General features: G+C 57.7%; 18 protein-coding genes and 1 pseudogene. 4 read left to right on the top strand and 15 right to left on the bottom strand.

What is annotated here, in order from left to right; translation table 11 throughout:
* Positions 1 to 94: 94 nt before the first annotated feature.
* The 6 genes from fabG to yceD form a co-directional block, all read right to left on the bottom strand.
* Positions 95 to 829, bottom strand: coding sequence for a 3-oxoacyl-ACP reductase FabG (gene fabG, locus G5195_RS02200; RefSeq protein WP_421221734.1), 735 nt, complete (start codon positions 827 to 829; stop codon positions 95 to 97).
* Between the two features lie 13 nt (positions 830 to 842).
* Entirely contained in the window at positions 843 to 1,778 is a 936-nt protein-coding gene (gene fabD / locus G5195_RS02195) for an ACP S-malonyltransferase (protein ID WP_421235788.1), read from the bottom strand.
* Positions 1,779 to 1,849: 71 nt separating this feature from the next.
* Positions 1,850 to 2,809 (bottom strand): beta-ketoacyl-ACP synthase III, encoded by a 960-nt coding sequence (locus G5195_RS02190; RefSeq protein WP_338774906.1) that lies wholly within the window; start codon positions 2,807 to 2,809, stop codon positions 1,850 to 1,852.
* Positions 2,810 to 2,816: 7 nt separating this feature from the next.
* Positions 2,817 to 3,836: a phosphate acyltransferase PlsX gene (gene plsX, locus G5195_RS02185; RefSeq protein WP_421221732.1), complete on the bottom strand. Its 1,020-nt coding sequence runs from the start codon at positions 3,834 to 3,836 to the stop codon at positions 2,817 to 2,819.
* Between the two features lie 9 nt (positions 3,837 to 3,845).
* Positions 3,846 to 4,013 carry a 50S ribosomal protein L32 gene (rpmF, locus tag G5195_RS02180; RefSeq protein ID WP_005300935.1) on the bottom strand — a complete coding sequence of 56 codons (168 nt, stop codon included), beginning with the start codon at positions 4,011 to 4,013 and terminating at the stop codon, positions 3,846 to 3,848.
* A gap of 19 nt (positions 4,014 to 4,032) precedes the next feature.
* Positions 4,033 to 4,554 carry a 23S rRNA accumulation protein YceD gene (yceD, locus tag G5195_RS02175; protein WP_337072246.1) on the bottom strand — a complete coding sequence of 174 codons (522 nt, stop codon included), beginning with the start codon at positions 4,552 to 4,554 and terminating at the stop codon, positions 4,033 to 4,035.
* A gap of 119 nt (positions 4,555 to 4,673) precedes the next feature.
* On the opposite strand from yceD, the gene G5195_RS02170 reads away from it, so the two are divergent.
* On the top strand, positions 4,674 to 5,255 hold the full coding sequence (locus G5195_RS02170; RefSeq protein WP_216953600.1) for a Maf family protein: 582 nt from the start codon (positions 4,674 to 4,676) through the stop codon (positions 5,253 to 5,255).
* A gap of 105 nt (positions 5,256 to 5,360) precedes the next feature.
* Here G5195_RS02170 and G5195_RS02165 read toward each other — a convergent pair whose 3' ends face one another.
* Both G5195_RS02165 and rluC read right to left on the bottom strand, forming a co-directional pair.
* The gene (locus G5195_RS02165) at positions 5,361 to 6,023 is read right to left on the bottom strand and encodes an HAD-IA family hydrolase (RefSeq protein ID WP_421221730.1); all 663 of its coding nucleotides are present in this window, start codon (positions 6,021 to 6,023) and stop codon (positions 5,361 to 5,363) included.
* Positions 6,023 to 6,967 (bottom strand): 23S rRNA pseudouridine(955/2504/2580) synthase RluC, encoded by a 945-nt coding sequence (rluC, locus tag G5195_RS02160; RefSeq protein ID WP_005351815.1) that lies wholly within the window; start codon positions 6,965 to 6,967, stop codon positions 6,023 to 6,025. The genes G5195_RS02165 and rluC overlap by 1 nt, the downstream gene beginning before the upstream one ends.
* Positions 6,968 to 7,380: 413 nt before the next feature.
* Between rluC and rne the strand changes: the two genes are divergently transcribed.
* A complete protein-coding gene (rne, locus tag G5195_RS02155; RefSeq protein ID WP_421221728.1) occupies positions 7,381 to 10,473 on the top strand; it encodes a ribonuclease E in 3,093 nt (1,030 codons plus the stop codon).
* Between the two features lie 446 nt (positions 10,474 to 10,919).
* Here rne and G5195_RS02150 read toward each other — a convergent pair.
* From G5195_RS02150 to apbC, 5 genes and pseudogenes are all read right to left on the bottom strand, one after another.
* Positions 10,920 to 11,542, bottom strand: a pseudogene (locus G5195_RS02150) (IS3 family transposase); the annotation flags it as partial.
* Between the two features lie 116 nt (positions 11,543 to 11,658).
* Complete coding sequence (locus G5195_RS02145) at positions 11,659 to 13,128, bottom strand: inorganic phosphate transporter (RefSeq protein WP_216950818.1); 1,470 nt, start codon at positions 13,126 to 13,128, stop codon at positions 11,659 to 11,661.
* Positions 13,129 to 13,505: 377 nt separating this feature from the next.
* The gene (gene dcd, locus G5195_RS02140; RefSeq protein ID WP_005336719.1) at positions 13,506 to 14,087 is read right to left on the bottom strand and encodes a dCTP deaminase; all 582 of its coding nucleotides are present in this window, start codon (positions 14,085 to 14,087) and stop codon (positions 13,506 to 13,508) included.
* A gap of 63 nt (positions 14,088 to 14,150) precedes the next feature.
* Entirely contained in the window at positions 14,151 to 14,795 is a 645-nt protein-coding gene (gene udk / locus G5195_RS02135; RefSeq protein WP_041207717.1) for a uridine kinase, read from the bottom strand.
* Positions 14,796 to 14,905: 110 nt separating this feature from the next.
* Positions 14,906 to 15,988, bottom strand: coding sequence for an iron-sulfur cluster carrier protein ApbC (gene apbC, locus G5195_RS02130; RefSeq protein WP_421235787.1), 1,083 nt, complete (start codon positions 15,986 to 15,988; stop codon positions 14,906 to 14,908).
* Positions 15,989 to 16,174: 186 nt separating this feature from the next.
* On the opposite strand from apbC, the gene metG reads away from it, so the two are divergent.
* Entirely contained in the window at positions 16,175 to 18,208 is a 2,034-nt protein-coding gene (gene metG / locus G5195_RS02125; protein WP_421235786.1) for a methionine--tRNA ligase, read from the top strand.
* A 137-nt stretch (positions 18,209 to 18,345) separates the two neighbouring features.
* On the opposite strand, the gene G5195_RS02120 is transcribed toward metG, so the two are convergent.
* Both G5195_RS02120 and G5195_RS02115 read right to left on the bottom strand, forming a co-directional pair.
* A complete protein-coding gene (locus G5195_RS02120; protein WP_421235785.1) occupies positions 18,346 to 19,212 on the bottom strand; it encodes a CHAD domain-containing protein in 867 nt (288 codons plus the stop codon).
* Between the two features lie 15 nt (positions 19,213 to 19,227).
* The gene (locus G5195_RS02115; protein ID WP_005345583.1) at positions 19,228 to 19,500 is read right to left on the bottom strand and encodes an acylphosphatase; all 273 of its coding nucleotides are present in this window, start codon (positions 19,498 to 19,500) and stop codon (positions 19,228 to 19,230) included.
* Between the two features lie 82 nt (positions 19,501 to 19,582).
* Between G5195_RS02115 and G5195_RS02110 the strand changes: the two genes are divergently transcribed.
* Positions 19,583 to 21,013 carry a methyl-accepting chemotaxis protein gene (locus G5195_RS02110; RefSeq protein WP_421235784.1) on the top strand — a complete coding sequence of 477 codons (1,431 nt, stop codon included), beginning with the start codon at positions 19,583 to 19,585 and terminating at the stop codon, positions 21,011 to 21,013.
* Positions 21,014 to 21,122: the final 109 nt, after the last annotated feature.

Genomic DNA, 21,122 nt, shown 5'->3' with positions numbered 1-21,122 from the left:
TGAGTTTGCAAGTAGCTTGCCGCTGGTCAAACCACGAAATGTGCCAAACTTCGGCGTACTATCGCAAATTTGAACAGATCTTACGACAAATTGATTACACCATGTACATCCCGCCATTAACATGCAGGGTTTCGCCGGTGATATAGGCTGCTTCATCAGAAGCCAAGAATACCACAGCTGCGGCAATTTCTTTTGGATCACCCAAACGGGCGGCAGGCACCTGACTCATGATGCCGGCACGTTGATCGTCATTCAGGGCACGGGTCATGTCGGTTTCGATGAAACCGGGAGCAACCGCGTTCACTGTGATACCACGGGATGCCACTTCCCGCGCCAACGATTTGGTAAAACCAACCAGACCGGCCTTGGCGGCAGCATAGTTGACCTGACCGGCATTGCCCATGGTTCCCACCACGGAGCCAATGCTGATGATGCGACCGTGACGTTTCTTCATCATGGCACGCAACACCGGTTTGCTCAGACGATAAAGCGAGGTCAGATTGGTATCGATGATCTCGTTCCACTCGTCATCTTTCATCCGCATCAACAGGTTGTCACGGGTGATCCCCGCGTTGTTGATCAGGATGTCGATCTCGCCAAAGCGCGCCTTGATGGCAGCGAAGACGGCTTCGATGGATTCCTGGCTGGTCACGTTCAGTGCCATGCCGCAACCATTCTCGCCCAGATAGGCGCTGATCGCCTCGGCACCGCTCTCGCTGGTCGCCGTACCGACCACTTTCGCGCCACGGGCCACGAATGTTTCGGCAATCGCACGGCCGATGCCACGACTGGCACCGGTCACCAACACAACCTTATCGGTAAAGCTCATCACTTGCTCCTGTTTACTTGATCTGGGCCAGCGCCTGCTCGAAAGAGGCGGCATCGTTGGCGTGAATACCTTCCACGCGCTTGTCGATACGCTTGGCGAGCCCGGTCAACACTTTGCCCGGTCCCATCTCGATCTCGAGGGTAACCCCCTCATTGGCCATCCGCTCGACAGTCTCGGTCCAACGAACCGGGCTGAACAGCTGACGAACCAGTGCTTGCTTGATGGCGACCGGATCCTGTTCACAGGATACGTCGACATTATTGATGACCGCGATGGTTGGAACCTTGATCTCGATCCCGTCCAGCGCAGCTGCCAGTTTTTCTGCGGCAGGTTTCATCAGCGCGCAGTGAGACGGCACGGAGACCGGCAGCGGCAGCGCACGCTTGGCGCCCGACTCTTTCATCAGCACGTTGGCGCGCTCAACGGCCTCTTTGTGACCGGCGATAACCACCTGGCCCGGGGAGTTGAAGTTGACCGGAGAGACCACCTGCCCTTCTGCCGCTTTTTCGCAGTTGGCGGCGATGGATTCGTTATCCAGACCGATGATAGCAGCCATGGCGCCGATGCCTTCCGGTACCGCTTCCTGCATGGCCAGACCACGCAGCTCGACCAGTTTGACCGCATCGGCAAAATCGAGTGCGCCGCTGCAAACCAGCGCGGAATACTCACCCAGGCTGTGACCCGCCATCATGGCAGGATTTGCCCCACCCTGCTGTTGCCACAGGCGCCACAGGGCGACAGAGGCTGTAAGCAGCGCAGGCTGGGTGCGCCAGGTTTTGTTCAGATCTTCAACCGGACCATCCATCACCAGGGCAAACAGGTCATAACCCAGCACCTGACTCGCCTCGGCGAAGGTCTCCTTGATCACGGCATGTTGTTCGGCCAGCTCGGCCAGCATGCCAACGGACTGGGAACCTTGTCCCGGGAAGGCAATGGCAAATTGGGTCATCATTGATTCCTTTTAGATAAGACAAAAATGAAATCGGTGACGGGATGATGGAGACACCATCCCGCCGAAGATCAGAGGCGAACCAGCGCCGAGCCCCAGGCAAAACCGCCGCCAAAGGCTTCCAGCAGTACCAGCTGACCCGGTTTGATCCGGCCATCCCGCACCCCTTCGTCGAAGGCGACCGGAACGGAAGCGGCAGAGGTATTGCCGTGCTTGTCGAGGGTCAGCACCACCTTATCGAGGCTCATACCGAGCTTCTTGGCGGTGGCACTGATGATGCGGAAGTTGGCCTGATGCGGCACCAGCCAGTCCAGCTCGCTCGGCTCGATGCCTGCAGCAGCCAGGGTTTCGGTCACGATCTCGCTCAGACGGGTGACCGCGACCTTGAAGACATCGTTGCCCTTCATATACATGTAGGCTTCGAGCTCGGCACCCGGCATGCCACGACGGGGATGAGGCAGCTTGAGCAGATCGCCATAACGGCCATCGGCATGGAGATGAGTAGAGAGGATGCCCGGCGTCTCGCTGGCGCCGACAATCACAGCCCCTGCCCCATCACCAAACAGGATGATGGTGCCGCGATCTTGCGGATCGCACATGCGGGAGAGCACATCGGCCCCGACGACCAGCACATGGCGGGCAGCGCCGGATTTGACAAACTGATCGGCAATGGAGAGTGCGTAGGTGAAACCTGCACAGGCTGCAGCCACGTCAAAGGCAGGAATGCCCGGTACGCCGAGCAGCCCCTGCAGCTCGCAGGCGGCAGCCGGGAAGGCATTTTCAGCACTGGTGGTGGCCAGCACTATCATATCGAGATCGGCAGCGGTCAGACCGGCTGCATCCAGGGCGCGCAGGGCGGCCTGGTAAGAGAGGGTGGCAACGGTCTCGTCAGCACCGGCAATACGGCGCTCACGGATACCGGTGCGTTCCACGATCCACTCATCACTGGTCTCAACCATCTGCTCGAGATCGGCGTTGGTACGCACTGAACTCGGCAGGTAGCTGCCAGTACCCAGAATTTTGCTATGCATAGAGTTCTTATAGATCCCTGTCAGAGAAGACAGCTTCAAGGCGATCTGCTATTTGCAGTGGAAGTTGATGTTTGGCCTCTTGTGCGGCCAGCAGGATCGCATTACACAGAGCGCGCCGTTCGGCCCGCCCATGACTTTTTACCACAATGCCGCGCAATCCTAACAGACTTGCTCCGTTATACTGGTCGGGGTTCAGGTAAGAAAAACGCCGTTTGAACATAAATCCGGCGATCCGGCCAAGAAAAGTGCGTTTCTTGCGGGGATATCCGGCCAGCTGAGCCATCATCCGCACCACCCCTTCTGCCGTCTTGAGGGCGACATTGCCGACAAAACCGTCGCAGACGATCACGTCGCTGTCGCCGCTGAAGATGCGATCCCCTTCGACGAACCCGACATAATTGAGCGCGTGGCACTGACGCAGCAATTCGGCACTGTGACGCACCAGATCGTTGCCCTTGATCTCCTCCTCGCCGATGTTGAGCAAGGCAACACGAGGTAATGCTATGCCTTCTACCTTTTCAGCCACGACGGAGCCCATCACCGCAAACTGCAGCAAGGTATCCGCATCGCAACTGACGTTGGCGCCAAGATCCAGCATCACGGTGCGTTTCCCGCTCAATGTCGGCAACGCCTTGATAAGGGCGGGTCTGTCTACCCCGGGCAGGGCTTTGAGCACGCACTTGGCCATCGCCATCAACGCACCGGTATTGCCAGCACTGACGCAGGCATCGGCCTCACCGGCTTTCACCAGATTGAGTACCACCCGCATGGAGGAGTCTTTCAGAGTTCGCAGCGCCACGATCGGTTTATCACCCATGCCAACCACCTGGGATGCATGTACGAAACGAACGCGGGGATGATTCAGCAAGCCATGTTGCTGCAGCAGAGAGGAGGTCTGGTGCTGGTCACCGACCAGGATCAGTTTTAGCTGGGGTAAAAGAGACAGTGCCTGCACGGCGGCAGGCACTGTTTCCGAGGGGCCAATATCTCCCCCCATGATGTCTAGCGCGACAGTTTGCGTAGACAAAGGCAATCCTTAAGCGATTACCTTTTTACCGCGGTAGAAACCATCGGCAGTCACGTGGTGACGACGATGAATTTCGCCACTGGTCTGATCAACAGTCAGGGCAGCGGTGGTCAGCGCATCGTGGGAACGACGCATGCCACGCTTGGCACGGGTTTTACGGTTCTGTTGTACGGCCATTGTAGGCTAACTCCTAAATTCACTTACGTTTAAGCTCTTCAAGAACTGCAAAGGGATTCGGCCGCTCATCAGCAGGTTCGATTTCACCCCAGGTCATCTCCATGTTACCGCGGGGACACGCATCCAAAGAATGCATGGCTACCTGAGGCAACGAGAGGATGAGTTCATCCTCCAGGATTTGATGAAGGTCTATCTCGCCGTTTTCGTCCAACTCAATGGGCTCATAAGCTTCCGGCAGTTCTTCCTCGTTTGTTCTTTCGAACAGCGGAGTGTAGATAAATTCAGCTTCACAGAGATGCTCGAAAGTCTCTCCGCAACGTTGGCAAACCAGGTCGACCTTGGCATGGGCAGTGCCTTTCATAACGGTCAACTTCTGGACATCTTTGCCAAAGTGCAGCGATACCTCGATATCACTCAGCAAGCCAGCGGTTGATTCCTCCAGCCTGGGCATCTGCGACTTTTCCACTATCCCGACATAGTCGAGCAGCTTCAAGGCACTACGGACTGGATCAACCTTAACGGGCAACTTCACCTTTTGCATAGGGCGCGAATAATATAGGTCCAACAACTGATAGTCAAAGGAAAAAGTCCTTACCGCCGATGATTTTAACGTCACAAGTCCCTAGAATGCCGGTACCTGCTTTCATCGGTAACTCGATTATGCCACAGAATCTGATCCTCGCCTCAACTTCTCGCTATCGCAAAGCCCTGCTGGAGAAGCTTGGTCTCCCCTTTGAATGTGCCGCCCCCGATGTGGATGAGCGACCGCTGGCTGGCGAATACGCCGAGGCGCTGGTGGCCAGACTGGCTCGTGCCAAGGCTGATGCCATCGCCCAATATCGTGATCACGGCTTGATCATCGGCTCTGATCAGGTGTGTGTCTGCAATGGCCACATCCTCGGCAAACCGGGCACCATAGACAATGCCATCGCCCAGCTGATGGCGGCTCAGGGGCGCAGCGTCACCTTTTACACCGGCCTGTGCGTACTTAACGCTGCAACCAATGAGATTCATCAATTGATTGAACCGTTTACGGTTCACTTTCGCGATCTCGACGAAGCCGCCATTCGCCGCTATGTAGAGGCTGAACTGCCCCTCGATTGTGCTGGCAGCTTCAAATGCGAAGGTATGGGCATCGTACTGTTCAAGGGGCTGGAAGGGCGCGATCCTAACGCCTTGATCGGTCTGCCACTGATCGGCCTGATCGAACTGCTGGAGCGCCACGGTATTGCCCTGCCCTGATTGCGGACGAGACGAATAGATAAGCTAGATCGAGCATATAAAAAGCCCGATCAATAGACCGGGCTTCTGTTATCAATCAGATTGATGTCTCTTAAAGAGAGGCATCTATAACAGCCCGCGAAGAGCCGCCATAGAATCCACCACCGCCACTGGCCCGTGACGACTGAGGGCATCGCGGCTATCCACCCCCCAGGTGGCACCAATACGCGGCATGGCGATCGCCTCGGCCATCGCCATATCGTGAACAGAGTCGCCGATCATTACCGCCTGCCGGGTTGACAGCCCCAGCTCATCCAGGATCTGCTCAAGCATCAGCGGATCAGGCTTGGAGCGAGCCTCATCGGCCCCGCGACTGGTTACAAACAACGGGCGCAGTCCGGTCTCATCCAATACCCGATCCAGCCCACGGCGTGATTTGCCGGTCGCGACGGCCAGTTGCAGCCCTCGTGACTCCCAGTCATGCAGCAACTCCCCTGCCCCGGAAAACAGCGGGCTGGGGGTGGCATCGTGCAGATAGTGATGACGATAGCGATCGATGAGCGCGGCAATCTGGCGCTCATTAATAGCGCTACCATTGTCGCTACGTAAAAGGAAAAGGCGGGACATAGCGACATCAAGGCTCAATCCGATGATCTGCCGGATCTGGGCTGGAGCAGGAACCGCCAGCTCACAATCTCTGGCAGCCCCCTGCACACAGGCCACAATCCGGCCCACCGAGTCCATCAGGGTACCGTCCCAATCGAAAATGGCGAGCCGGATATCCTGCATCAGCGTGGCAAGCCGTTGAGGAAGTTGTCGAGTTCAGGTGCCAGCGGCGCTTCTACCTGCATCTCGCGACCATCGGCCGGATGGGTGAAGCTGAGCTTCCAGGCATGCAAAAAGAGCCGTTTCAGCCCTTGGCTGCGCATTTTCTCGTCAAACGCTGCTTCACCGTACTTATCGTCACAGGCGATCGGGTGACCGGCATGCAGGGTGTGCACGCGGATCTGGTGGGTACGACCGGTGATGGGGCTGCACTCGACCAGGGTCGCTTCGGCAAATTGACGCACGATGCGAAAGCGGGTTTCGGAGGGCTTGCCATCGGCGCTGACCCGCACAACCCGTTCACCGGATTGCAGATCGTTCTTGCGTAGCGGCGCATTGACCACCTTGACGTGAGCCTGCCACTTGCCACGCACCAGCGCCAGATACTGCTTGCGCATGGTCTTGACGCGCAACTGCTCATGCAAGCTGCGCAGGGCGCTGCGTTTTTTAGCAACCAGCAGTACGCCAGAGGTATCACGGTCGAGACGATGAACCAGTTCGAGGAAGCGGGCTTCCGGACGCAGGGCGCGCAGCCCCTCAATAACGCCAAAACTCAAGCCGCTGCCACCGTGTACTGCCATGCCGGAGGGCTTGTTCAGCACGATCATGGCATCGTCTTCAAACAGGATCTGGCTCTCCAGACGCTGGATAACACCGAGGTTGGCTGAAGGCAGCTCATTCTTCTCGGCAACGCGCACGGGGGGCACCCGCACCTCGTCACCTGCGCAGAGTTTGTACTCCGGTTTGATGCGCTTTTTGTTTACTCGCACTTCACCTTTGCGAAGGATGCGATAGATCAGGCTCTTGGGGACGCCCTTTAGCTGAGTCTTGAGAAAATTGTCGATGCGCTGCCCGTCATGCTCAGCTTCGATGGTGAGCAGCTGCACTTGTTGTTGTATCTGTGTCATGGCGCGGATTTTAACACTGCCAGCGCCCCTTGGCTGCATGGTTTGTTGAAAAATGGCGCCTTGCTATAAAAGAGGTTTAAATGGGATAATAAACAAGGTTTTGTCATTGTGTTCAAGCCTTGTACTAAGTGGCCAAAAAGTATGCCACCCAATCCCGAAACACCGTGTATACAAGAACATGACGGTTCCCGGGTGCGAGGTACAACGCATGGAGAACACAAACATCACCGTTTATTTGTCTCCATTTCGGCATCCTTATTCATTCCTTCTCGAGAAGTGATGACCAGAACGCCCTTAGTTTGCGCCTCATGCATACCCCAACCGGGAGGTTGCCCCAGTATGCTGAAGACCCGAGGCCGGCGCTGGCAGGACCCAGATGGAGGAAATCAAAATGACACAATAATGAGAACTCAATGAAAAGAATGCTTATCAACGCAACTCAAGAAGAGGAGTTGCGCGTAGCGCTGGTTGACGGACAACAGCTCTACGATTTGGATATTGAAAGTCCGGGACACGAGCAGAAGAAAGCGAACATTTACAAGGGTAAGATCACCCGCGTAGAACCCAGCCTTGAAGCTGCTTTTGTCGACTACGGCGCCGAGCGCCACGGTTTCCTGCCGTTGAAGGAGATCGCCCGCAATTACTTCCCCTCCGGTTACTCCTATCAGGGTCGTCCCAACATCAAAGAAGTGGTCCGCGAAGGTCAGGAAGTTATCGTCCAGATCGACAAGGAAGAGCGTGGCACCAAGGGTGCAGCCCTCACCACCTTTATCAGCCTGGCAGGTAGCTACCTGGTACTGATGCCCAACAACCCCCGTGCCGGTGGTATCTCCCGCCGCATCGAGGGTGATGAGCGGACTGAACTAAAAGAAGCCCTGAGCGGATTGACCGTGCCGGAAGGCATGGGCCTGATCGTACGTACCGCCGGTGTAGGCAAGTCGCCAGAGGAGCTGGAGTGGGATCTGAACGTTCTGCTCAACCATTGGGACTCCATCCATAAGGCCTCCCAGGAGCGCGCTGCGCCGGTGCTGATCCACCAGGAAAGCAACGTCATCGTGCGTGCCATCCGTGACTATCTGCGTCGCGATGTGGGCGAGATCCTGATCGACAATCCGGTGATTTTCGAACGCGCCAAGGCCCATATCGAGCTGGTACGTCCCGATTTCCTCAACCGTGTGAAGCTGTACAAGGGTGAAGTTGCCCTGTTCAACCACTTCCAGATTGAGAGCCAGATCGAATCTGCCTTCCAGCGTGAAGTGCGCCTCCCCTCCGGCGGCAGCATCGTTATCGATCCGACCGAAGCCCTGACCTCCATCGATATCAACTCCTCCCGCGCCACCAAGGGCGGCGATATCGAAGAGACTGCGCTGCAAACCAACCTGGAAGCGGCCGACGAAATTGCCCGTCAATTGCGTCTGCGCGACTTAGGGGGACTGATCGTAATCGACTTCATCGACATGACCCCTGTTCGCCATCAGCGCGAAGTGGAAAACCGTCTGCGTGAAGCGGTTCATCAGGATCGTGCACGCATCCAGCTGGGCCGGATCTCCCGTTTCGGTCTGCTGGAGATGTCTCGCCAGCGTCTGCGCCCCTCCCTCAACGAGTCCAGCAGCCATATCTGCCCCCGTTGCCAGGGTCAAGGCGTGATCCGTGACAACGAATCCCTCGCCCTGTCCATCCTGCGTCTCATCGAAGAAGAGGCCATGAAGGACAATACCGAGCAGGTTCACGGCCAGGTGCCGGTGGATGTTGCCGCCTATCTGCTTAACGAAAAGCGTGCCGCCATCGCCAGTCTGGAACAGCGCAATGATGTGCGTGTTTACATCATTCCGAACCAGCATCTGGAAACCCCGCACTACGAAGTGACTCGTATTCGTCAGAACGAGATCCCGGAAGCGGCCAGCTACGAGCTGAAAACCGAGATTGCCAAGCCGGTCTACCAACCGAAGCAAGCTCAGGTGATCGAGCGTGAGCAACCGCTGCTGCAAGGCTTTGCCCAACCGGCACAACCTGCCCCTGTTGCACCGCAACAGCCGGCGGCTCCCGTCGCTGCGGCCCCTGCCGAATCTGGCTTCTTCAGCAAGCTGATCAAAGGCATTACCGGCCTGTTCAGCAGCGATGCAGCCCCTGCCGACGTAAAAGCGCCCGCCGAGAAACCTGCAGCTCGTGAAGCACGCAAGGATGAAGGTCAACGTCACCAGCGCGAAGAAGGCCGTGGCCGTGGTCCGCGTCCTCGTCGTGACGACAATCGTGGCAACCGCAACAATGCGGAAGCAGGCGAGAAGCGTGAAGGTGGCAACCGCGAAGCTGGTGAAAACCGCAATCGCCGTCCACGTAAAGAGCGCGAGCCTCGTCAGGAGCGTGAAGCTCGTGGCGAAGTACGCAGCGAACAACGCATGGAACGTGAACCCCGTCAGGAGCGCGAGCCTCGCGAACCGCGCCAGGAACGTGCACCACGTCCGGCCCGTGAACCTCGTGCGCCCCGTGAGCCGCGCGCCGAAGTCGTTGTTGAAGCGGTAGACGCCGTTGATGCAACTGCCGCCCAGCCACGTCAGGAGAAAGAGCAGAAAGTGGCCGAGCGCCGCGAACGTCGCCAACTGCGCAAGCAGATCCGCGTCGATGTCGCCGCTGCTGACACCTCTGCCCTGCCGGTTGACGAAGTAGCAGCGCAAGCTGAAGTGATCGATGCCACCGTGGGTAACGAGCAGGAAGAGCAGAGTGAAGGCCAGCGCCGTTCACGCCGCACTCCGCGCAGCCAGCGTATCGAAGGTCAGCGCCGCAAGCGCATCAACGAAGATGCCCGCAGCCAACGTGACGAAGAACAGCAAGATACCACCACTCTGACCACCGCAGCCCAGGCAGATATTGCCAAAGCGCAGGTTGAAGAACCGGTAGTGCCTGTTGTTACCATCCCGAGCGCTGAAGCCGTCGCTGCTGCCCTGCAAGCCTCTGCGGCACTGACCGAGCATGTGGTTGTCGAAGCAATTGCTGAAGAAGCTGCCGAGCAGGCTGCTGTTCAGGTTGAAGCAACTCAAGCTGATGTGGCTGCCAGCCCGGTTGTTGCAGCTGTCGCAGACGTTGTGCTTGCAGTAGAGCCGGAAGTTACCGTTGTCGCCGCTCCGGCTGTCGACATGGCTGCCACTGAAGTCGTTGAAACTGCTCCGGTGGTTGAAGAAGCCCCTGCTCTCAACACTCCTGTTGTGGAAGCTGTACCGGCTGCAGTCGAAATGCCAGTTGCGGTTATCGAAGCCCCGGCACCTGTCGCTGCCGTTGCGGTGGAAGAGACTCCGGTCGTGACCAAACAGGTAGCTCACGGTGCTGGCCTGCTGGCTCGTGCCCGCAAAGCATCCGCCCCGATGGCAACCCCTGCCGAAGCCCCTGCCCTGCCTGCCCGTGAGCCGGTTAACTACCCGCCGCTGGTACGCAACGAAGTGAGCACATCAGGTCGTCATGGTGGCAGCACAGCCGCCGTCAACGTGGCCACCTGCCCGGCCGGTCGCCCCTGATATCCACCGGTAACGACTAAATCGAGAGCCACACCATTGTGTGGCTCTTTTTTTATCTTCATGACATAGATTGCTCGAGCTTCATCGATAAGGAGTTTGGATGAGGAACCTAATGCAAATATCCTCTTGAACACCCGACTCCGGTCAGTAATACCTCGGATATGGACAAACAAATCCGCTACCGACACGCTGCATGGCATTGACCAAGCCACAGACTGGCTTATGACTCTCTCCTCTGTTTGAACCGGGAGCTTGGCGACAGCAAACTGTGTCTGTGTCGTAAAGGTTTGCTAAACCGGCTCAAGATTTTCATTCTATCTTCCGACTCGTTAAAAATGATATTCTACTTCTAGTCTGTTGGCATATAATAGCAAAGCATCGCTCAGTACATACAAAATACAAACAGGGATTAATCGGCATTACTGCGCGACGAGGAAACCCTAGACTGGGCTGCACCAGTAGCGGTACTCGGCCAATATCCGAAACAGCCTGTCCCGCCCGACCTTGAACTAGGCATCATCCTGACCCTGAAGCAGATAATGCAGCTTGCTAGTGCCGACCTGCAGTTGTCGCAGCCGAACCTGACGCACAAATCGCACCACCTGCAGCCCCGGAGCTTAGATGTCCGTCCGCAACCCGATTGCGCTTGTAGAAAGCCTGCCGGCTTATTCCCAGAAACAGGCAAGCCCTGACAATGGTCAGTCTCTCGACCTGCCGCTGCGAGAGGACTTGTCGGGTCGCTTTTTTACGATGGAAACGCCTAGTCGTTCTTCAGCACATCGACGACTTGGGCCTTCAGGCTTATCAGCGCCAGCTGCTCGAGCTCTTTGATACATTGTTGGTGCGTCTGTTTGTCGGGGTCAGGCATGGTGATGCTATTGCCGGCGGGTACAGATACCCCAGGCTCCAATCTTGCCAACCATGTTTACGCAAACCACACCAGAATGGTCGAATTGCCCTGAATGCCATATCGGGCTTGTGCTTGCAGGCAGCTGAGCTCGCCTTTTTCAATCTGCTCGACCAACGCCAGTTTAAACGTCAGCGAGTCATCGCGCGGTGTCCGTTTCACACCTTATCCCATAGGACTGTTCATTTATTGGGGGGAAAGGTGTAAACCGTATTCAGGAGAGGACAGGAAACACAAAAAAGGGCCCGCAGGCCCTTTATCGAATATGGTATTGGCATTTAGCCAAACAGATGATGGCTGACGATGAACAGGCCGCCGGAGAGCAGCATGGTCAGCGGCAGGGTCAGCACCCAGGCCATCAGGATGGTCTTGATAGTCTGGCTCTGCAGGCCGGATTTGTTGGCAATCATGGTCCCCGCCACCGCAGAAGAGAGGATGTGGGTGGTGGACACCGGCATACCAGTCAGACTGGCGACCCCGATGGAGGTTGCAGCCGTGATCTGGGCCGCGATGCCCTGGCTGTAGGTCATGCCGGTCGTGCCGATCTTCTCTCCCACGGTATGGACGATACGACGCCAGCCCACCATGGTGCCACAACCGAGCGCCAGTGCGATGGAGACGATCACCCAGGTCGGTGCGTATTCAGCGGTCGCGGTCAGATCCTTGCGCCATTTGGCCAGGTCGGTCAGCTCCTTGGCGGGCAGCGGCAGCTTGGCAACCTTGCGGGCAGTGTCATCGATACAGAGCAGCAGACGACGCACTTCGCGACGGTCGGTCAGGCTCATCTGATCATAAGTACGCACAGCACCCAGACGGGCATCCAGGGTGGCCATCGCCTGCAGCACGCCATCGGCGGAGCAGTGAGTCATCAGCTCTTCCTGAGCCGTTGCCGGTGCAGAGAAGTTGATGACACCAGAGAGGGCGGACTGGTTGCGCTGGTAGATCTCCATGATGCGCTGGTTGGCATCCTGGGTCCGATCCAGGTCATAAGAGCGGCTGTTCATGTCCAGCGCGAAATAGGCGGGTGCCATGCAGATCAGCACCAGCATCACCAGACCGATACCCTTCTGGCCATCGTTGGAGCCGTGAACGAAGCTGACGCCCATGGCCGAGGCCACCAGGGTCAGACGCGCCCAAAACGGCGGGTGCTTCTTGCCATCCACCAGCTGACGCTCTTCCGGTGTTTTGTGGATCTTGTTGCTGGTCCAGATGCGTTTCATTGCCAGCAGCAGCAGCGCCGCGATGATGAAACCTATGGTGGGAGAGATGATGAGGGAAAGCATGATGTCGATCGCTTTGCCCACGTTGATCCCTTCTGTCACCGGTTTATGGGTGATCCAGGCATAGGCGCCGCCTACCCCCAGAATGGAACCGATCAAGGTATGTGAACTGGAGGCCGGGATCCCGAAGAACCAGGTGCCCAGGTTCCACACGATGGCGGAAAACAGCAAGGAGAAGACCATGATCAACCCTTGGGTGGAGTCCATCCCAAGCAGCAGGTCGATGGGCAACAGATGGACAATGGCATAAGCCACCCCCAGACCGCCGAACATGACGCCAAAAAAGTTGAAGATCCCCGATGCGACAACCGCCAGGTGAGCCGGCATCGCCTTGGTATAGATAACCGTTGCTACCGCGTTGGCGGTATCGTGAAAGCCGTTGATAAATTCATAGGCAAGCACAAAAAAAACGGCCAATACCAAACCGATTGACCACCACAAACCCAAACCACTAAACATTTCAAACATAAAAAAAAGCCTGTTTATGAGTTGCGGCGGATTATGCCAGATGGCGGCCAACACCATAGCCACCATTGAAATATTTCAGCCATAAAAAAAAAGAGCTTTTTGGAAAAAAATATCCTAGAGCCAGTCCTCATGCGGCTTGCCATCGATTAATTAAAGCCATCAATGATTGCAGGAAATGGCAAAATTAGCTGACAACTAAGCCAATGATTTCATTTTTATGACGTTTTTATGACATAAAAACAGACAAAATTGGTGATAAAATGCCCCTACCCCACCAATCTCATCCGACCAGCACCATCAATCCCATATCCGTTTGATTCCAGATGCAAAAAGGGAGCACCTTGTGCTCCCTTGAATCGTTTCCGTGTTGCCAGTTATCAGTCCTGATTGATACGACTGGCAACGGCACCCTGCTGGCTCTTGTACTTGGCATTTTCCCGCTTGTTGTAGGGACGGGCCGCGACGCCGGAGAGCATCTCGAAGTTCAAGGCGCCAATTTTCATCTTCGGGCGCAGTGCCAGCGGCAGTTTGCCGCCGTTGTAGAACTCCAGCACGATGCGACCGGACCAACCCGGATCGATGCGGTGCGCGGTCACGTGCACCATCAAACCCAGGCGCGCCAGTGAAGAGCGGCCATCCAGCCAGCCGACGATATCGGCAGGCAGGGTGACGGATTCGTAGGTCACCGCCAGCGCCAGCTGACCCGGGTGCAGGTAGAAGGCTTCGCCATCGGGGATGTGGATCTCGTCACTCATCACCCGATCGATGGCATCGGCCATCTCGCTGCTCGGGCCGCTCAGGTCGATATAGGGCGCGGTATGATCGCGAAACACCCGAAACTCGTTACCCAGCAGCACATCGACACTGACACCACTGATCCGCTCTACCCCGGGCCGTGGCTCAATGACGATCTTGCCTTCATCCAGATGGCGTTCAATATCGGTATCACACAGACGCATTGGGCGACTCTCCTGACTACTTTGTGCTTTAAAAAAGCCGGGCATCACCCGGCTTGTTTCAACTTAACCAATCAACATGTGGCGAATACGCGCCTTGAGCATGTCGATAGCGATACGGTTCTTGCCACCACGGGGCACAATCACATCGGCATACTGCTTGGAAGGCTCGATGAACTGCAGGAACATGGGGCGTACGGTCTTTTGATACTGCTTGAGCACGGAGTCCATGGTCCGACCACGCTCCTGCACGTCACGCACCAGTCGGCGCAGCAGACAGATGTCGAGCGGGGTATCCATAAAGATGGAGGCATCCATCAGGTCGCGCAGACGGCTGTCGGTCAACAGCAGAATACCTTCCAGAATAATCACGCGGCGCGGGGCGAACGGAGTTACCTCGCTCATCCGGGTGTGCTCGGTGTAGGAGTACTGGGGAATATCTACCGCATCCCCTTTCAGCAATTGACTCAGGTGCTGAACCAGCAGGTCGTGATCCAGCGCATTGGGGTGGTCATAGTTGGTTTTTACCCGCTCTTCCATGGTCAGGTGGGTCTGATCACGGTAGTAGCAATCTTCGGTGATCACACCAATCTGACCTGCTCCCAGTTCTGCCACCAGCTCTTCATAAATGGTCTGGGCGATAAGACTTTTGCCAGACGCGGACGCGCCGGCAATACCGATGATCACACACGAATGTTGAGTATCAGACATGACAAATACCTAAAAGAGAAGAGCAGTGGGGATTGTTTAAACCGATCCATTATATGAAAAAGGGTGGGCCATGCCCACCCTCAAATCCCCATCAGGTGACCGACAGCTGATTATTCATCCAGCGCGACAGTATAAAGCGGGGTCGCAATCGGTTTTGCGCTGAAAAAGAGTTCGGCTCCCACCCTGCGCGCCAGCTTCAAATAGGCCTGAGCCAGGCTTCCTTCCGGCGAACTGAAGACGGTCGGACAACCATCATCCATGTGCTGGCGGATGTCGATGTGCAGCGGCAGCTGACCAAGCAGCGCCACTTGATACTGCTCTGCCATCTTCTGGCCGCCGCCGGTACCGAACAGCGGCTCATGGTGGCCACAGGCACTGCAGACGTGGTAGCTCATGTTCTCGATGATGCCGAGCACCGGCACATTGACCTTGTGGAACATGGCGATCCCCTTGCGGGTATCGGCCAGCGCCACATCCTGCGGGGTGGTGACGATCACCGCCGCCGAGGTGGGCACCTGCTGGGCCATGGTGAGCTGGATATCGCCAGTGCCCGGCGGCATGTCGACCACCAGATAATCCACCTCGCCCCAGCGGGTCTCATGGAGGATCTGCGCCAGCGCCTTGCTCGCCATCGGGCCGCGCCAGATGGTGGCATCCTGCTCGGAGACCAGATAGCCGATGCTGTTGCTCTTGAGGCCACAGGCCATCACCGGTTCCATCAGCTTGCCGTCATGGCTGACCGGGCGCTCCTTGAGGGTGCCCATCATGGTAGGAATGGAGGGGCCATAGATATCGGCATCGAGAATGGCGACCCGCGCCCCCTCCTTTTTCAGGGCCAGCGCCAGGTTGACCGCGGTGGTGGATTTGCCCACCCCGCCCTTGCCGGAAGCAACCACGATGATGTTGCGGATCCCCTGCACTGCGTTGAGCCCCTGCGCCCGCGGCATGCTGGCCACATCGATCTCCAATGCCCAATCGATGCGGGAGGCGCCGGTGGCAGCGCGCAATCTGGCGTCGAACTCCTCCTTGAGGGTATCGAGCAGCGACAGCGCGGCAAAGGGCAGCACCAGGCGGACAGAGAGACTTTGATCCTTGCTGATGACGTCGCGCACAAATCCGGCACCGACCAGATCCTTGCTCCAGCCTGCCGGCTTAAATTCGGCGAGGATCTGTTTTACTGAATCAATCACCATTAACTCCTCATTATGTTGTCATTATCTTGAGGTGAACGGTTACCGCACACAAATCAGTGGCTTGCCTGCAGTACAGATGGTGTATCCGGCCAAGCCCGGCACAGCCACAACCCTAGGCAGGCTACCCCCAATTCGGGTAACATGCACGGCACTCTATCATCCCAACAAGCACATCAAGAACGTAATATGGCAACTGATCCTCGTAAAATGCTGGTAACCTGCGCCCTCCCCTATGCCAATGGCTCCATTCACCTTGGCCACATGCTGGAACATATCCAGGCCGATATCTGGGTTCGTTATCAGCGAATGCGCGGTCATCAGGTGCACTTCATCTGTGCCGATGATGCCCACGGCACCCCGATCATGCTCAAGGCACAGCAGATGGGGATCACCCCGGAAGAGATGATCGCTGCGGTCTCCAAGGAGCACCAGGCTGATTTCGCCGGGTTCAACATCAGCTTTGACAACTATCACTCCACCCACAGCGAAGAAAACCGCGAGCTGGCGAAGTTGATCTACGGCCGCCTGAAAAATGGTGGTTTTATCAAGAGCCGCACCATCTCCCAGCTGTTCGATCCGGAAAAATCGATGTTCCTGCCGGATCGTTTCGTCAAGGGTACCTGCCCCAAGTGCAAGTCTCCGGAGCAGTATGGCGACAACTGTGACAGCTGCGGCGCCACCTACAGCCCGACTGAGCTTATCGATCCGAAATCTGCCGTCTCCGGTGCCACTCCGGTGATGAAGGACTCCGAGCACTTCTTCTTCGACCTGCCGCAGTTTGAAAAATGGCTGGCAGAGTGGGTACGTGGCTCCGGCGCCATTCAGGAAGAGATGGCCAACAAGATGCAGGAGTGGTTCGAAAGCGGCCTGCAGCAGTGGGACATCACCCGTGACGCCCCCTACTTCGGTTTCGAAATTCCCGGCGCCCCGGGCAAGTACTTCTACGTCTGGCTGGATGCGCCCATCGGTTACATGGCTTCCTTCAAGAACCTGTGCAACAAGCGTGGCGACATCGACTTTGACAGCTACTGGAAAGCGGACTCCGACGCCGAGCTCTACCACTTCATCGGCAAGGACATCGCCTACTTCCACTGCCTGTTCTGGCCGTCCATGCTGGAAGGTGCCAACTTCCGCAAACCGACCAAGGTCAACGTGCACGGCTATGTGACCGTCAACGGCGCCAAGATGTCCAAGTCCAAGGGCACCTTCATCAAGGCATCCACCTACCTGAACCACCTGGATCCGGAGTGCCTGCGTTACTACTACGCTGCCAAGCTCAACAGCCGCATCGACGATCTGGACTTGAACCTTGAAGATTTCGTGCAGCGGGTCAACGCTGACGTGGTCAACAAGCTGGTCAACCTCGCCTCCCGCAACGCCGGCTTTATTGCCAAGCGTTTTGGCGGCAAGCTGGCGGCAACCAGCGCCGAGCCCGAGCTCTACGCCGAGTTTGCCAATGCCCGTACCGCCATTGCGGAAGCGTATGAGAGCCGCGAGTTCAGCCGCGCCATCCGCGAAATCATGGCGCTGGCCGACAAGGCCAACCGCTATGTGGACGACAAGGCTCCCTGGGTCATCGCCAAGCAGGAAGGGGCAGATGCCGAGCTGCAGGCGGTTTGCTCTGTCGGCATCAACCTGTTCCGCGTGCTGATGGCCTACCTCAAGCCCGTCATGCCGCTGTTGGCCGAGCGTGCCGAAGCCTTCCTGGCTGAAACCCTCAGCTGGGATGGCATCGAGATGCCGCTGGTCGATCATACCGTTGCGCCGTTCAAGGCCCTCTTCTCCCGCATCGAGCCGGCGAAGATTGAAGCCATGATCGAGGCATCCAAGGAAGACTTGGCCAAGGAGCAGGCACCGAAAGTGAGCGGCCCGCTGGCTGATGACCCCATCAGCGAAACCATCACCTATGACGACTTTGCCAAGATTGACCTGCGCGTAGCGCTGATCAAGAAGGCCGAAGCGGTACCGGAAGCCGAGAAGCTGCTCAAGCTGCAACTGGATATCGGCGGCGAAACCCGTCAGGTGTTTGCCGGTATTAAGTCCGCCTACAACCCGGAAGATCTGGAAGGCAAGCTGACCGTGATGGTGGCCAATCTGGCCCCGCGCAAGATGCGTTTCGGCATGTCCGAAGGCATGGTGCTGGCCGCAGGCCCGGGCGGTAAGGATCTCTGGATCCTGGAGCCGCAGGAAGGCGCCCAGCCGGGCATGCGCGTCAAGTAAGCGTATCGCTGACTGCGACCACAGCCAGATAGAGAAGAGAGGCCAAACGGCCTCTCTTTTTTTGTCTCACATATTTGGCTTGGATAGTTTCTGTAGATGCTGGTCGCGGATGACTTCCGCAGATTGCGGTCTCGGGGCTATCCACAACCGGGATTCGCGGTCGATACATTTTGTTCTGAATACCTGACCAGCCGACTTGGCATGTCATTCATGTTGTGGCCTGCCTGCATCGCCAGTTTGAGCGCCACCAGCTCCGCCTGCTGGCAGTCCAATTGACGCAAACGGGCAGTGATCTTTTGCTTCAACTGCTGCCGCAGTTTCGTCTGCTTGCGGGTGTTCCCCTGCTCTGCTCGCAACCTCCGCCGCCATTGACGCCAATCCTGCAACTGGCCGAGTCGTTCCTGCCAGTGAGTCAGGGTGCTCAACCAGCCGGGATCTCCACTCCCCAGATCCAGCAACAGTTCCACGCCATAACGGGCCTGCTTGATCTCGAGGCGCAGCCGATGCCAGCGGCGCAACTGTTGCTGACGGGAGCTGGCAGATTTTCCAACGCAGGGAATAGGTTCATCGAGAGCGCCCTGCGCCTCATCAAGGCGCAGGGCCAGATGCTGCTGATAGAGAAACGCCAATGCCCGCGCATCCGGCACCTGCGCCACCGCTGCAAGCCAGCGGGCCAGTCGCCTCGACAACAGGGGCACGCGACAGGCCGATTTGTGGGTATTGCCCGTGCTGGCAGGCGGCTTGCCAAAACGCTCGGCGTAGACCTGAGCATCCCGCAGCGCCGAAAGCCGCCCGACCGAGCGCAGCAAACGCCGCTCCAGCTCGGGATGATAGGCGAGTGGTCGCCACAGGGCGAGCAGTGCCAGCAAGCGGCGCGCCGCGATACGGTAGCCATGCACGGCCGGTTCGCTGGCCTCTTCGCGCACCGCTCGCGCCGCCTCCTGATAACGGGCGACCCAGCTTGTTGCCTGAGTCAGCAACAGACTTTCCTTGTCAGCGTCCATCTCGTCCCCGCCCCTTCAGTTGGTGTGAAAGCCCTGGCCGGTGGGCGGCAGCGCCTCTTCATACTCCATCCGGGTCACCCTGGCGGTGCGCGGGCCATGCTCCAGCCAACCCAGCATCATCTGCACCCCCTGCGCGGGGCCGCTGATGAGGATCTCCACCGAGCCATCCTCCAGGTTGTAGGCATGGCCCCGCAAACCCAGTTGCAGCGCCCGCTCACGGGTGAAATAGCGAAATCCCACCCCCTGCACCTGCCCCCACACCCGAATGACAAACGATTGCTCTCCCATTTCTCACACCTTCCGCTTAAGAAAAAAATTCCCGAGACGATAATGTGCCCGACACTCTATCTCTGCAGGATGCAGCTCCATTATGAAAGAAGTTAAATTCCGGTGGGTTGACCGCTATCTCATTCACCTCACCATCAGTGAAAAATTCCATATCGCGTTCTGGTTACCTCTCTTCATCATCACCTTTCTCAGCTGGTATATGCTGGCGGCCAGCCATCAGCAGGAGATCTCCCTGCGGGTAGCGCAGTTGCAGCAACGGGTTGAGACCACGGCGCAGCTGGTCAGCCAGCAGCCCACTCTGGTGTTGCCTGCTGATCTGCGTCTGACCCGGCAAGGCAGCAGCGGGTTGCAGCAGCAAGGAGATCACTACCTCTTTACCGCGCCAGCGGGTCAGGCGGGCTACGTCACCGGTGATCTCGATACCGGCAACCTCTCCATGTGGGAGGGTCAGGGCTCGACCCTGCTCCTGATCGGCGCGCTGGCTGCCCTGATGGCACTGGTGATCCACTACATGATGACCTTTGTCTCCGGCGCCCTGTACTCCACCAACAAGGCGCTGCAAACCGTGGCGGACGGGGATCTCACCTTCCGTCTCAACTTCTTCCCGGTGCGGGACGAGTTCTCCACCCTGGCGGGCAGCATCGACCGATTTACCGACCGCCAGCACCAGATCGTCAAACTGGTGGAGGAGTCTGCCGAAGCGCTGACCATGGCCGCCGACGAGTTTCGTGACCATGCCCGCGAAGGCGAGAGCATGGCGCGTTCCCAGCGCCAGCACATGGATTCGCTGGCCACCGCCATGGAGCAGATGTCGGCGGCGATCCGCGAAGTCGCGCGCAATGCCAACGACACCCTGCAACAAACCCGCCAGTCGAGCGAAGAGGCGGCCAATGGCGCCAACCGGGTAGCCCGCACCATAGAGGCGATCCGCACCCTGGCCGACGAGATTGGCAACGCCTCCGGCGCGGTCGAGCGGCTCACCCACAACGCCAACCGGATCAACGAGGTGGTCAACGTCATCAACGCCATCTCCCAGCAGACCAACCTGCTGGCCCTCAACGCCGCTATCGAAGCGGCCCGTGCCGGTGAGCAGGGTCGCGGCTTTGCGGTGGTGGCGGATGAAGTGCGTACCCTCGCCAGCCGTACCCAGCAGGCTACGGTGGAGATCCAGCAGATGATCGAAGAGCTGCAGACCGGTACCGGCGCGCTGAACGAGATCATGGAAAAGACTGTAGGGCGCGCCGCCAGCAGCCAGCAGCTCATCAGCGAAGTGGGGCTCGATATCGAGAAGCTGAGCAACCACAGCGATGCGGTGCTGGAGATGAGCACCCAGATCGCTACCTCGAGCGAAGAGCAAAGCTCGGTCGCCGCCGAGATCACCCACAATCTGGATCAGGTACGCCATGAAGCGGCGCAGGTGGAAGAGTCCGCCAGCGCCTCGGTAGCCGGTACGCAGGGGCTCAAAGCCACCGCCAGCGAGCTGACCCAGGCACTCAAGGGGATTAAGCTCTGACCGTATGAGGTGTCAGATCAGGGCAACCCCATCCATTACACAGGGTTGTTTGAGTTTTACCTGCGGGCCACATAGAATGTGGCCCCTTTTCTTTCTACCATCGGCAAAC

This window comes from Aeromonas sp. 601039 (assembly GCF_049174415.1).
Lineage (GTDB): Bacteria > Pseudomonadota > Gammaproteobacteria > Enterobacterales > Aeromonadaceae > Aeromonas > Aeromonas veronii_A.
Note: the sequence above shows the minus strand (reverse complement) of the source record. Positions and strands in the feature narration are given on the sequence as shown.